This is a genomic window from Bacillus sp. AFS055030, assembly GCF_002574545.1.
Taxonomy (GTDB): Bacteria; Bacillota; Bacilli; order Bacillales; family Bacillaceae_G; genus Gottfriedia.
The window spans coordinates 23,288-37,602 of record NZ_NUGT01000083.1; the positions used below are offsets into that span (position 1 = coordinate 23,288).

The following is a 14,315-nucleotide window of genomic DNA, read 5'->3' on the forward strand; positions in this document are numbered from 1 at the left end:
ATTATTCAGGGGGAAAGTTATGAAAGCAGGAAGGCTTAAGCACATTTTTACAGGTACTGTAATTACTAGTTTACTATTTTCCACAAGTGGTCATTATAAGGTAATTGCTGAAATCAAAAATCAGAATAATCAAAATAATACAGAAAAAATGTTAGCAAACTTAACAGATGAACAAAGAAAGGCACTGAATGAACTTGATGTTTCACCAGGATTCGTTATTTCGCCAGATATAAATCAGAAAAGTTCTCAATTGGTCAATGTCATCGTTGAATTTAATCAAGCACCTGCAAAGGTAGAAGTTTTAAAGCAAGCATTGAAGGGGAAAAAGATGTCTCTTTCTAACGCAAAGGATAAACAAGATAGCGATCATGATAGATTTAAAGATAAGTGGAATAATATAAAAAGTCAGAATGAGCGAAGAGCAACGAAAATGGGAGAGGCCAAAATCACGAGAGAATACCATGATGCATTTAATGGTGTAGCAATGACATTGCCTGGAGTTGCCGTACAAGAGTTACTTAGCACAGGAGTTGTTAAACGAATCTGGCAGGATAGCGAGGTAAAGCTCGATCTTCCAAAAGAATCTGCTGAAATGCAGACTTCTGGTCCAACAAAAGTAGATGATAGTCTTCCGCAAATCGGTGCTGACAAACTTCATCAAGAGAACATTACTGGAAAAGGCATTAAAGTAGGTGTTATTGATACTGGTATTGATTATAACCACCCAGATTTAAAAGGTATTTTTAAAGGTGGGTATGATTTTGTTGATAATGATGCGGATCCGATGGAAACAACATATAAGGATTGGAAGGCTTCTGGACAGCCTGAATTTAATATGTCTGGTTCTAGTTATTACACTGAACATGGAACACACGTTTCTGGGTCAGTTGGAGCGCAAAAGAAAAATAACTCTCCATCAGCCGTTATGGGTGTAGCACCTGACGTTGATCTTTATGTATACAGAGTACTTGGAGCATATGGCTCTGGATCAAACGACGCAGTAATGGCGGGTATTGATAAAGCTGTAAAAGATGGAATGGATGTCATCAACTTATCTTTAGGATCAAGTGTTAACGATCCACTTAGCCCGACATCTATTGCGATTAACAATGCAATGTTATCTGGTGTTGTTGCATGTGTTGCGGCAGGAAATGCTGGACCTAATGAAAAAACACTTGGAGCTCCTGGAGCAGCAGCTTTAGCAGTGACAGTTGGAGCGAGCGATATGTCGCTAGCTATTCCAACATTTTCAGCAAGTGCAGGGGATACAAAGCTTACAAATATGCAACTATTAGCACAAAACTATACCGACAATTTAGATAGTCTTAAAAATACAACCTTATCGATTGTGGATGTAGGGTTAGGAGCTAAGAACGATTATACGAATAAAGATGTAGCGGGTAAAGTAGCGTTTATACAGCGCGGCACCTATACATTCGATGAGAAAGTAAAAAATGCAAAAGCTGCAGGTGCAAAGGCGGTAATTGTATACAATAATGTAGATGGTGATATCGATGCATTTATTGGTGAAGGCACAAATTATATACCATCCTTCCGTACTTCCAAGGCTGATGGTGAACGTCTAAAAGGGAAAAACGAAATTACGTTTGAATCTTTAGGCAGCGTTAAGACAGAGGGAGATCACTTAGCTGATTTTAGTTCAAGAGGTCCTGCAGAAGGAACAGGTGACATTAAACCGGATATAGTTGCACCGGGTGTATCCATCTTTTCTACACTACCAGAGTATATTAATGATAAGCAAGACGAAGAGAAATACGATATAGCATATGGTCGCCTTTCAGGAACTTCGATGGCTACACCTCACGTTGCCGGGGCTGCAGCTCTAATCTTGCAAGCACATCCAGACTATACACCTTTTGAAGTAAAAGAAGCTTTAATGAATACGGCTGATAAAATGAATGGTGATTACTCTGTTAATGCAGTTGGTGCAGGTAGAATTGATGTTTATGAGGCAGTCCATTCTGATACTTTACTAAAGGTTATAGACAAAACAATGAATGAAAAAGATGGCAATTTAGTCGAAATTGATGAAGAAACAGGTTCTATGGCTTTTGGTACTCACTATATTGGGAACGCTAAGAGTATTGAAGACAGTAGAAGAGTTGTTATCGAAAATCTGAATCAAAATGATTTAAAGAAATTTGACGTAAGTGTAGATTTCTTACCTGCCAATGGGGAAATTCAAGATGGTGCAAAAAATGGGGTAAAAGTAAATGTACCAAGTACTGTATCAGTCGAGGCAGGAAAAACTACAGAAGTTAATCCAACCATTGTTGTACCTAAACAAGCAAAATTCGGTAGATATGAAGGATATATTCATTTTGTCAATTCAAAGAATACAGATGAAAACTATCAAATCCCATTTTCGATCAATGTAAGAGATAAAGGTTTCGATTATATGAGAATGAGTAGACCAATGATTACGAATGATACGACAAATCCCCATCCGTATACAACTCCATACAATAGTGTTTATTTTAGATTATCGAGCCCAGTAAATACGATTGATGTATTGGTGAAAGATGGGAAAACAGGAGAACCGATTGGACTTGTCGGAACATTTGGTGCAAGTAACTTATTAACGGGTATCGATTATTACGTGCAAGGACTATTTAGAGGTGAAGTCTACCCATTTACAAATAAGAAAAAACAACCAATTTCTGATGAAAAGGTAAAACTCCCAGAAGGAGATTATCTATTTGAGATGATTGCACATGATGCAGATGGGAAGTCATATAGTAAAGATGCTATTGTTATGATTGACAATACGCCGCCAAAAGTAGAGATATCACTAAAACCAGGTATTTATGAAGTGAATGATTCGATGTATTCGACAGAAACAGGATTAGATGGACCGGCTGTATGGATACACGGTAACGTCTATGATTCAACTGTTGATGCGTTAAAGCAAAAAGGAGTAAATATCAGTCAGTCTACGAACGGAGCACTTTGGTGGGAGTATAATTATTATAATCAATATTTCCTCGCAATCGATCAAGAGGGTAACTTTAGATTCCCAGCATCAAAGTCTGAGCTTGACCAAGTAGGCTACATTGATTCGAACTTATTTGTTTTTGATAATGCAACAGCTTCAGACGGGTATCCTCAAGGTATTAAGAAGTACTTGTTTATAAAAGAAGGTACAGAATACGGCATGCCAAGTTATGACAAAGAAAAGGTTAGACTTGGTGATGAAATTACTATGACGATGAATTTAAAAAATATTAAGCAACTTGCTTCTGGAGAATATAACGTATCTTTTTATAAAGATTTCCTAAATTTTCAAAATGTCAAAATCAATGATGAATTTAAAAAATATGCCGAAGAAAATGGTGTGAAAGTTAATTTAACTACACCAACTGTAAGTGCAGGGTCACTCAAAGTAGGGGCTACTATTGATCAAACTGAGTTGAAAATCAATAAAGATTTACCGTTTTTAGATGTCACATTTAAAGTCACAAATGATAGAATCTATGATTCAGAGGCAACACCAATTGATGTCACTTCTTTTAAATATAAGAAAACCGTTAGTTCGACTAATTCAATAATTCGCGCATTTAAAGATAAAACTTTTACTGTTTTACCTAAACAATCAAAAGTGAATGGTACTATTTTACCAGAGGCTTTCATGTTGAATAATGGACAAGTGAATGCTTCAACCGATTACTCTAAGCTTGGAGCAAAAATTTACGCACAAGATGCAAATGGTAAAACCTATGAAGCTACAAGTATTACAAAAACTGGTTACTTTACAATCGATAATATTCCATTATCAGAAAAAGCGTATGACATTTATGTGAAGGTACCAGGCCACTTTGCAAGTAAAGTATCAACTAAATTAGTAAGAGACGTAAATGGGGATCTTGCTGGGGTAAATCCGTTAGTAGATACGGACAAAAACCGTGCAGGTGATGTAAACGGCGATAATGTGATTGATGTAATGGATGCAATCTATTTACAAGTTTATTGGGGAACGAATAAACGCAGTGCTGATGTTAACTTTGATGGTATTGTTGATGAGAAAGATCTGGCTTTTGTAGAGAAAAACTACTTAAGACAAAATACTTCGATTACCAATGAGACAAAACCTAAAAAGAAATACAAATCACAAACTTTAGAAAGTATTAAGAAAGATTTAGGAATTAAATAATAGGTAAACTTAAAACCTTATTCGGCTCCGGTATTACACCGGGGTCTTTTCTTCATGGATGGATATTTGTTTTACCTTTCTTCCTTATCCTTACGTTTACTATCTATAAATAAAATTGTAATAATATAGGGTTTTATCGAACAAAAAAGTAGATGTTGATAAAATTTGTCAAAATAAAAATATTGTAAATTTTCTGTATAATAATTGTGTAAGTGAAAAGATGTTGAAAATTAATGGGGGGAAGTACCATGAAACGTATTGTCAAAAGTACTGCAGTTTTGGCATTAAGTACTGGGGTATTATTTAATGCATTTCCGGTTACGCATCATCAGCCTAAAGTAAAGGCTGCGGCACAATCATCAATTGAAGAAGTGCTTTCAAAGCTTACGCCTGAACAACGTCAAGCTTTAAAGAAATTAGAGGTTACTAGTCAGGAAGGGCTTCAGTTACCATCTTCAGTTGATTTACAGAGTTCGAAAAGCTTATCTGTCATCGTTGAATTAAAAGAGAAACCTGCTAAAGTAGCTGTTTTAGAAGAAGCTGTAAATGGTAAAAGCTTATCTCTTGATGCTGCCAAACAAAAAGCAAATATAGCACAAGAAACTTTTAAAAAAGATTTGCAAACCATTTATAAAGAGGATTTAAAACAAAATAAGAATCTTTATAAAGTTAAACGCACATACAAAAATACGTTAAATGGTTTTGCGATAGACTTACCAGCGAACAAAGTGAAGTTATTATTAGATTCGAAGGCTGTTAAAGCAGTTTGGCCGAATAATGTTATAAAAGTTGAACCACCAAAAGCTACCGAAGCTCCTGAGGGTTCTCAAGATACAACGAAGAAAATGGAAACAGAAGTGTTCCCTGGAATTAGCAAATTACACGCAGAAGGGTACACAGGAAAAGGTGTTAAAGTTGGAGTCATCGACACAGGGATTGACTATAATCACCCAGATCTAACGGATGCTTATAAAGGTTATCGTGCACAAGAAGGTGTTAATCCAAAAACAATTAGTCCAAGTTCAGTTAAAGGGTGGGACTTTGTCGACAATGATGCAGATCCAATGGAAACAACTTATGCTGATTGGAAAATGTCAGGTTTAGGAGAAAAAGATCCTCTTACTGGTTCTACTTACTATACGGAACACGGAACTCACGTTTCAGGAATTATTGCTGGTCGTGGTAAAAACAATACAGATTATGCAGTAACAGGTGTAGCACCGGATGCAGATTTATACGTCTATCGTGTATTGGGGAAATTTGGTTCAGGTAGCACAGAAAATGTATTAGGCGGTATTGATAAGGCGATCTCTGACGGCATGGATGTTATCAATCTATCCCTTGGGGCTAGTACAAATAATCCGGAAAATATTGAAAGTCTAGCGGTAAATAATGCAGTTCTTTCAGGTGTAACGGCGGTTGTTTCAGCGGGGAATTCAGGTGATGGAATGTATACATTAGGTGCGCCTGGTGCTGCAGCGTTAGCTATTACAGTTGGTGCGAATGATACGAAGACGGTGATTCCGACGTCAAAAGGTACATTACATGGAACCTCAGATGTAGCTGCTGATTTAAAATTATTAGGTAAAGGTTTTAATGATAACGTAGATAATTTAAAAGATAAAAATTTACCAATCGTTATAGTTCCGAATTACGGTACAGATACGGATTATAAAAATATTGATGTTGACGGGAAAATCGCCATTGTAAATCGAGGAGTAACGGCACTTATAGATAAAATTACAATTGCTAAAAAACATGGAGCAGCGGCAGTCATTATGATAGATAATGTACCAGGTGAAGGGTTTATACCATCATACCTAGGCTCAAGCTATGGGTTAATTCCAACGTTCTCAATGTCGTATGAACAGGGAGCTGAGCTAGTAGCAAAACTTGGAACAACGCCAACCTTCTCATTTGATGAGATAGGAAAAATAACGGATGCAGGAAATAAATTAGCGTCATTTAGTTCACGTGGACCTGCGCGTATTACATATGACATTAAACCGGAAGTAACCGCACCAGGAGTAGCGGTGTTTTCAACTGTTCCATCTTACATGCACGGTGCGGATCAAATTGGCAAATATGAATTTGCTTATGATAATTTATCAGGTACATCCATGGCTTCACCGAACGTAGCCGGTGTAGCGGTTTTACTAAAACAAGCAAATCCAAACTTGACCCCTGCCCAAATCAAGGAAACACTAATGAACACAGCGGATCCATTAAATGGAGAGTATAGTGTGTTCGAATCAGGAGCTGGACAAGTTGATCCTTATGAAGCAATTCATTCAAAAACACGTATTGAAGTAGTTGATGAGACAAAAGGGAAGTTAGACAAAAAAGGAAATCTAACAGCAGTTAAAAACTTAACAGGTGCACTTGCTTTTGGGGTACATGCTCCAGCAGGAAAAAATATTAGTAATCAACGTACACTAAATATCTATAACAATAGTAATCAAGCAAAAACGTACGATGTAACAGTATCCTTTCAAAAAGATCGTCGCGGTTCATTAGATGCTGATGACAACGGTGTGCAAATTGTAACAGATAAATCCATTAAAGTTGGGGCAAATGCGAAAAAGAAATCAACTGTTGCAATTACTGTTCCAAAATCAGCGGAATTAGGAATCTATGAGGGATTTGTAACTTACACAAATCATTCGAATCCAGAGGAGACATTCCAATTACCTTTCGCGATTAAAACAGTAGAAGAAGGCATGAATCCAATTACGACGACACCACAAGCATTTACACAAGTATTTGATTATGCTTTTGCTGGCCAAGTGGTATATACAAATGCAACTATGAGTTTAAAATCTCATATGCGCACATTTGACATAATTCTTGAAGATGGAAAAACGGGTAAAGATTTAGGATATATAGGTACATTTGATGGGTTGGCGATGGATGAATACAAACCGTATACTGTGAAAAATGTATTCAATGGCCGATATTACAAATCTACTGGTGATGACGATCAACCATTCGCATATAACCCAGATTTAGCGAAACCAGGATACTATAAAATAAAAATTATTGGTACAAATGATGCTGGAAAAACCTTCTCACAAGTAGCACCGATTTATTTCGATAATTTAGATCCTAAAATAACAGTAAACAGCCCAGACATTGTTGAATATAAAAATGGTCAAACTAGCGTTACGATAACAGGTTCGGTGTATGATAAAGAAACAGATGAAATGCAGAAGATTGGTATGGACTATAACCAAGGAAGTACAAAAGTTTTTTACCAAGATATGTTGGGAGGAAAAGCAACAGCCGTGCCTGTAAATCCTGATGGTTCATTTACAGCGACAATTCCAACGAATGCAACTAGAGCAATGGAATTAAATTTCTACGCGATTGATGCTGCAACAAATAGAACATTTAAAGGTGGAAGAGAGATTTTTGTTACACGTGATGATGTCACTTATGGTTATATGCAAACTGAAAAACGTACTGCAAAAATGGGTGAAACCGCGCAAGCCACTCTAATGTTAAAGAAAGCAAATAATGTAACACAAGTAGTTTATAAGTTTAATCACTATGCGGATGTTGCATCAATGAACATTACAGCAGATCCAAGTGTAGCGGATAAAGTAGATATTACTGTGACAGATAAACCAGCTATTCCAGGTGTAACAAATTATGTGACGTCTGTTACGATTAGTACAAAAGATGGAGTTACGCCACTTTCAGGAGATTTAAAACTAGCAGATTTAACTTTTAAAATGAGCAATGTTTATACTGGATATCCTGTTATTAACGCGGCTTCAATGAACAGTGTGACAGTAACAGATAGTAATAATACAACACAAAATGTTGTAAGTGGAAATCCAACCATATTTTTTATGCAGCCAACTTATTCATTACTTCGTGGTTCTAAATACGCAGAAGCATTTTTAGACCCAGCAGGTGAAGCACTTGGATCGATTGATTATTCAAAAATGGGCATAAAAATAAAAGCAACCAGCTCAAACGGTAAAGTATACGAAGGATTAAACAATTCTTCAAGTACATTCCAAGTACCAAATTTACCTTTAACAGATGATACGTATGAGCTTGAATTAGATATTCCTGGCCATTTTACAGTGCACAAAGACTTTACGATTGGTTTCCATGAAGATGGTAAAGTTACGAATCAAAACCTGTATCTATCTGGTTTAAAACCAGCTTATGCAGGTGATGTAAATAAAGATGATGTCATTGACGTAATGGATGCAATTTACTTGCAAACATACTGGGGAACAAATAAACGTGATGCAGATATTAACTTTGATGGTGTAGTTGATGCAAAAGACATGGCATTTGTTGAGAATAACTACTTAATGAAAAATCCAACAATTAACTACGCTCCATCGCCTAAAAAGAAATATAAATCACAAACGTTGGAAAGTGTAAAGAGCAAGTTAGGAATAAAGTAATAGAAGTAAGACATTAATCGGCTCCGATATATTATCGGAGTCTTACAGAATAGAATTAATAAAAAAACAACCAGTATGGCCATATTTTGGTTTACTCTGGTTGTTTTTAGTAATAAAGCTTATTTTTTGTTCGACTTTTTTGCTAAATTCTGTAGTTCACTTTGTGGCTCAGTTGAAAATTCAACGTCTTTTCCGTATCCTTGTGGATTAACACTTGGAGCTTTTTGTCCTCTTCCAGATGATTTTTTACTCATGTGCTTCACCTCCATGGATAGTGTTTCTCAAAGAGGGTAGATTTATGAGTAAAAGTCGTCTAGTACATTCTATATAGAAAGATTTTTCTCATTTTCAAAGTTAGAAGGGGTACGAGTGTTAGATGATACCCTGTCTAAAAATTTTTTTGTAAGTGGCATAAAGTAATTAAGTACTAACCCACCAAAACAAACGGTTAGGATTGTACCAATGCCGATTGGTCCATTTGAAATGAATGCAGCAATTAGGAAAATAAGATAAATGACTGTTTTTGAAAAAAAGATCGTTGTTCTAGTTAATTCTTGTAGGATTAATGTTAATCGGTCCACTGGAATTGGTGCAAAGTTTGTGTGTAAATAGGTGGCCGTTCCGAGTCCAGAAATAACTAAACCGAAACTATAACAAGCTGTTTTGCTATACCAAATTTCAGGTGTTAGTATATTGTGTAATAAATAAAGCCATATATCAATACCGAACCCCGTAATAAAGGCAGTTACTAATCCTAACAATTCAGGTCTTTGTCTTTTTAATAAAGAATTTATACAGATTAGTAGTAAAGCAATGATTATTTCCCAACTTCCTACAGTTAGCCCGACATTTTTGGATAGGCCAACTAAAAGCGCATCAAAAGGTGAAGTACCAAGGTTAGATTGTATATTGATTGAAATACCTAAGGTTAGTATTAAGATTCCTAATACGTAAAAAACATATTTCGTTTTAATTAATGACTTTATCATTTCATTATTTCTTTTAACATTAGAATATGAGGGATTCCATCTTCTATAAAGACATCAGAGGAAGTACGATAGCCGAGTTTTTTGTAAAAACCTTCTGCATGTGTTTGACCATGTAATTTTACTTGTGAAGCTCCATGTTCTTCTGCGATTTCTTCTAGAGCTTTAATAATGCTTTTGCCGAGACCATATTTTCGGAAAGACTCAAGGACGCAGATTCTTTCTAATTTACCGACACCATCCACAAACCTAATTCTTCCTGTTCCGGCCGGTTGTTCATTGTAATGAACTAATATGTGTTCGCAATCACTACTTAATTTATCGTATTGATCAAATTCATCTTCTAAAGGTACACCTTGTTCTTTCACAAATATATCTTTCCTTATTGCAAATGCTATTTTTAGTTGTTCTTCATTCGTTATCTTTTTTGTATTCACCATTTTTATCAGTCCCTTTTTTAATTGATTTTATCGTTTTGTTGCAAATGCAACAAAAATAAGTTAAATTCAATATATATCAGTTTTATTGCATTTACAACAAAAATAATGCTAAGGAGTTAATGATGAAGGAAATTCTTCGGGAAATTGGAATGATCGCAAGGGCACTAGATTCGATCAGTAATATAGAATTTAAAGAGCATGACCTGACAAAAGGGCAGTATTTATATCTAGTGCGAATAGCTGAAAATCCAGGAATCATTCAGGAAAAATTGGCTGAAATGATAAAGGTAGATCGAACTACAGCTGCACGTGCTATAAAAAAACTTGAAACGAATGGATTTATTGAAAAGAAAGAGGATAAAGAGAACAAAAAAATTAAAAAACTCTATGTAACAGAAAAAGGGGAAAAAGTTTATCCATTTATAAAAAGAGAAAACGATTATTCTAATATCGTTGCACTAGAGGGATTGTCCGAAATAGAAGTTGAAACCATTTTTACTCTTCTTCAAAAGGTAAGGAAAAATGTAGAAAAAGACTGGGATTTTGTAAAAAAGGGAAATAAGAGAAATTATTGATTAGATATGAGAAGAGACATATTAAAATGACGAAAAGAGCTCTCGATTAGGATAGTTAAACTAAATTTGTAAAGAATAAAATTATCATATTCTATCATAAAATGGAGCAAGGAAATCACTTGAAAACTTTCATATTTTGTTCAATTATTTTTTTTCCTATTATTATGAATGGATTAGCTAGGTTTAATCGACTATTTAACACAATCTTTAATTTGATCGCCATCATTTCTTACGTAGTTTTAGGGGGGATTTCAGCAATATCAATTTATGAAATTATAAAACATGATGTTGTTTTTATGACAAATATTCATGCGGTATTTCTTAATATTTATTTTATAATTTCTGGATCTTATTTAGGGATATTCGGACTTTATCAATTAATTAATCTGATGATAAGACAGCTTAATCAAACTAATAAGTAATTTTTAATGGTTGTTCCAATGAAAAACACCACAGCGCATCATTTCTGTATAGAATGCATTGTGGTGTTTTTATTATGTTTATTTTTCTATTTGCGGTTCTAGTTTCGAATCATAGTCTTTTTTCGAAAGTTCACCTGGCCAATATGCAAATCTGCCTAATACGGTCGTAATTGCTGGTACTAAAAGTGGACGAACAATGAATGTATCAATTAATACCCCGATACATGTAACAATACCAAACTGAACTAATACTTGAATTGGTAGTGTTGCTAACACTAGGAATGTACCAGCCAAAATTATTCCAGCAGATGAAATAACAGACCCAGTTTTTGCGACGCCATTTGCAACTGCTTCGCGGTGGGTTTGTTTCTTTTTATTTTTCCATATTTCGGAAACCATGAATATATTGTAATCTTCACCCAATGCTACTAAAAATACAAAGGAATATAAAGGAATCGAACCTTGTATTGCGCTAGCTCCAAATCCATAGTGAAGTATTAACCAACCAGCACCTAATGCTGAAAGATAAGATAAGATAACGGTTAGAATTAAGTAAATCATCGCTGTTAAGGAACGTAAATAAGTTAACAGTAATAATGCAATTAATCCAACCATTACTGGAATGATAACGGCTTGATCACGCTCAGTAATATTTTTTGTATCCAAATTCGTTACTGTTTCTCCACCAATCCAATAATGCTTATCGACTTTTTGTATATCATATTCGTTTAATAGTTTCTTAATTTTCTTTTCGATTTGAGGGATTCGCTCTAATCCTTTAATAGAATAAGGGTTATCAACTAGAGAAACTTCATATAATTGTAATTTTTTATTTTCTTTACCTGTAATAGGTTCAGACACATCTTTTACGAACGAAAGTGATTCTAATTCTTTTTTTACAGGAATCGGTTTATTTTCTGTATCGATGATTACTTTAACAGGTGCTAATAAACCTGATGAATAGTGGTCAGATATTAAATCAAACCCTTCTCTTGAAGGCATATCTTTAGGAAATGATTGAAGTAAATCGTTTGTGTATTGCACTCGAGGTACGTATAGAGCTAGCCCTCCTAAGAAAATAATAGAGACTAGTATAATTGTCCAAGGTTTATGAGTAACTAGTTTGCCAATTTTTTGACTAAACGTTACTTTCGTTTTTGATTTCTTAATAGATTTTCCTTTTTTCTTAGCTCTTAATGATTCCATTGCCTCTGTTCTTGGAATGAAAGGAAAAAATGATACTCTACCAAATATAGAAAGTAGAGCAGGTAGGATTGTGATTGCAGCAATCCCTATAATTAAGACTGCCAAACTAAATGGTACTGCAAAACGATGGAATGCACCATATTGAGCTAATAAGAGAGTACCTAATCCGATAACGACTGTTAAAGCACTCATTGAAATGGCCCCACTAGATTCTTTAATCGCGAGCTGAAGTGCTTTATATTTGTTTTCTTCTATAAGTAAATATTCACGATATCTAGATATTAAAAATAAACAATAATCAGTACCTGCACCAAATAATAAAACTGTCATAATCGAAACGGCTTGAGAATCCACCGTTATAATACCTTTATCACCTAAGAAACCTAATATTGGGTTTACCATTCCATACGCGAAACCAACGACTATTAGCGGTACAATCGCCATAATAGGTGAACGATATAAAAGGATTAAGAAAACTAATACAAGTGCTACGGTTGATAATAATAGTTTAACATCGGCTTGTTTAAATAAACTTACAGCGTCTGTTTGAATACCAACCGGGCCAGAAAAGCGAACTTTTAGACCTGATTCTGTTAATTTTCGTTTTACTGGGTCATCACCAGTATTATTTTTAATTTGTTTTTCTAGTATGTTGATATTTTTTTGTAGTACTTTATCATCCGCTTTTTTGTCAAAAAGGACGGGTGTAATAATTGTTGTACCATCTTCCGAAGAACTTTGTTTAATTGCCTGGATCGGCATCAAATCATATGATGGTGATGTTAATTGATTTTTTAATGGATTATTTCGAAGTTCTTTGTAAACAGTTTGAATAACTTTGTAATCGTCCTCATTTAGTCCGTCTTTACGGTTCCAAACAATTAATAAAGGGTTTCCGGAATCAGTTGGAAATTCTTTTTTTATGAGCTGATCTGCTTTTTGTGACATGGATTGTTTCGGTAAGTTATCTGCAGCATTATTTTCTACCTCGTTTACAGATGGAAATGAAAATGATAATACAACCGTTAATAATACCCACACCAACAATGTTAGCCATCTTGTATGTTTACTACTTACAAATTTGCCCCAAGAATGAAAGGGGTGTTGTTTCATATAGAATTCACCTCAAGTATAATGTATTAATTTAATTATATATACTAGTTAGTTAATTATTCAAGAAATTTTATTATGCTATAATGAAGTGGAATTAAAAGGTTAGGAGAGAAGCAAATTGGAAAAAATGAAACGGTCTCTTGGAAGACCACCGCAAGATTCAAAAAAAAAGCCTACAAAAACAACAATCGTTGAAAATGCAATCCAATTGTTTCTTCAAAACGGATATCAATTAGTTTCAATGGATGACGTAGCTAAGAAGTGTGGTGTGACCAAAGCAACGGTTTATTATTATTATCCAACAAAAGCAGATCTCTTTACGGATGCAATGGTTCAAATGATGCTTCGAATAAGTGATCGAATGGCCCAGATTTTATCAAAAGATACATCTTTAAAAGCAAATCTCAACGAAATGGTTAAAGTCCATTTAAAAGCAACTTTTGAAATTGATTTAAAAACTTTTACGAAAGAAGCGAAAGTCTCATTATCAGATGAGCAATTACAACAGATGAATAAAGCGGAAGAAATGATGTATAACGTAATCGAGAAAGCAATGGCAACGGCTATCGAGAATGGAGAAATACCTAAAGGGAATCCAAAATTCTATACCCAATTGTTCATTGCCATTCTATCAATTGGAAATTATAAGGATACAGATCAAAAGTCAATTTTTTCTACAATAGATGAAATGGCAGAACAAATCATGGAATTCTTTTGGAATGGAATAATGGGCAAAAGATAAAAGAAGATTTACTTTTTATAGTAGGTCTTCTTTTTTGTGTGTTAAATAATAGGTTGTGTTTATTTTTACATTAATTAAGATCAGCAGGAAATTAACTGAACAAATTGAATTAAGTATTACAATTGGTAAATAATACGAAAAAATATATTTTGTAACGCATCAATTTTCTACTAGGCTTTCATTTTGATACCTTAAGGTAAAGTTTAAAAGCAAGGCTTAGAATGAAATAAATT

At 34.6% G+C, this 14,315-nt stretch carries 8 protein-coding genes; 4 read left to right on the forward strand and 4 right to left on the reverse strand.

What is annotated here, in order from left to right:
• The first annotated feature begins 19 nt into the window (after positions 1 to 19).
• Both CN925_RS19620 and CN925_RS19625 read left to right on the forward strand, forming a co-directional pair.
• The gene (locus CN925_RS19620; protein WP_098848488.1) at positions 20 to 4,171 is read left to right on the forward strand and encodes a S8 family serine peptidase; all 4,152 of its coding nucleotides are present in this window, start codon (positions 20 to 22) and stop codon (positions 4,169 to 4,171) included.
• Between the two features lie 248 nt (positions 4,172 to 4,419).
• Positions 4,420 to 8,598, forward strand: a complete 4,179-nt coding sequence (locus tag CN925_RS19625) for a S8 family serine peptidase (protein ID WP_180233028.1) — start codon at positions 4,420 to 4,422, stop codon at positions 8,596 to 8,598.
• 119 nt (positions 8,599 to 8,717) lie between these two features.
• Here CN925_RS19625 and CN925_RS19630 read toward each other — a convergent pair whose 3' ends face one another.
• The 3 genes from CN925_RS19630 to CN925_RS19640 all read right to left on the reverse strand — a co-directional run bounded on the left by CN925_RS19630 (position 8,718) and on the right by CN925_RS19640 (position 10,021).
• On the reverse strand, positions 8,718 to 8,852 hold the full coding sequence (locus CN925_RS19630) for a hypothetical protein (RefSeq protein WP_056467807.1): 135 nt from the start codon (positions 8,850 to 8,852) through the stop codon (positions 8,718 to 8,720).
• 69 nt (positions 8,853 to 8,921) lie between these two features.
• Complete coding sequence (locus CN925_RS19635; RefSeq protein ID WP_098848490.1) at positions 8,922 to 9,587, reverse strand: YczE/YyaS/YitT family protein; 666 nt, start codon at positions 9,585 to 9,587, stop codon at positions 8,922 to 8,924.
• The gene (locus tag CN925_RS19640; protein ID WP_483295217.1) at positions 9,584 to 10,021 is read right to left on the reverse strand and encodes a GNAT family N-acetyltransferase; all 438 of its coding nucleotides are present in this window, start codon (positions 10,019 to 10,021) and stop codon (positions 9,584 to 9,586) included. Before CN925_RS19640 ends, CN925_RS19635 begins: the two co-directional genes overlap by 4 nt.
• Before the next feature lie 125 nt (positions 10,022 to 10,146).
• Between CN925_RS19640 and CN925_RS19645 the strand changes: the two genes are divergently transcribed.
• Complete coding sequence (locus CN925_RS19645; RefSeq protein ID WP_098848492.1) at positions 10,147 to 10,599, forward strand: MarR family winged helix-turn-helix transcriptional regulator; 453 nt, start codon at positions 10,147 to 10,149, stop codon at positions 10,597 to 10,599.
• A 500-nt stretch (positions 10,600 to 11,099) separates the two neighbouring features.
• Here the strand turns inward: CN925_RS19645 and CN925_RS19655 are convergent, their stop codons facing one another.
• A complete protein-coding gene (locus CN925_RS19655) occupies positions 11,100 to 13,340 on the reverse strand; it encodes an MMPL family transporter (RefSeq protein ID WP_098848493.1) in 2,241 nt (746 codons plus the stop codon).
• 118 nt (positions 13,341 to 13,458) lie between these two features.
• Between CN925_RS19655 and CN925_RS19660 the strand changes: the two genes are divergently transcribed.
• Complete coding sequence (locus CN925_RS19660; protein WP_142339258.1) at positions 13,459 to 14,082, forward strand: TetR/AcrR family transcriptional regulator; 624 nt, start codon at positions 13,459 to 13,461, stop codon at positions 14,080 to 14,082.
• Positions 14,083 to 14,315 lie beyond the last annotated feature (233 nt).

Bases quoted from the DNA above. Each gene is read 5' to 3' on its own strand.
- CN925_RS19620 (WP_098848488.1), top strand. From the start codon at position 20: ATGAAAGCAGGAAGGCTTAAGCACATTTTTACAGGTACTGTAATTACT.
- CN925_RS19625 (WP_180233028.1), top strand. From the start codon at position 4,420: ATGAAACGTATTGTCAAAAGTACTGCAGTTTTGGCATTAAGTACTGGG.
- CN925_RS19630 (WP_056467807.1), bottom strand. From the start codon at position 8,852: ATGAGTAAAAAATCATCTGGAAGAGGACAAAAAGCTCCAAGTGTTAAT.
- CN925_RS19655 (WP_098848493.1), bottom strand. From the start codon at position 13,340: ATGAAACAACACCCCTTTCATTCTTGGGGCAAATTTGTAAGTAGTAAA.
- CN925_RS19635 (WP_098848490.1), bottom strand. From the start codon at position 9,587: ATGATAAAGTCATTAATTAAAACGAAATATGTTTTTTACGTATTAGGA.
- CN925_RS19645 (WP_098848492.1), top strand. From the start codon at position 10,147: ATGAAGGAAATTCTTCGGGAAATTGGAATGATCGCAAGGGCACTAGAT.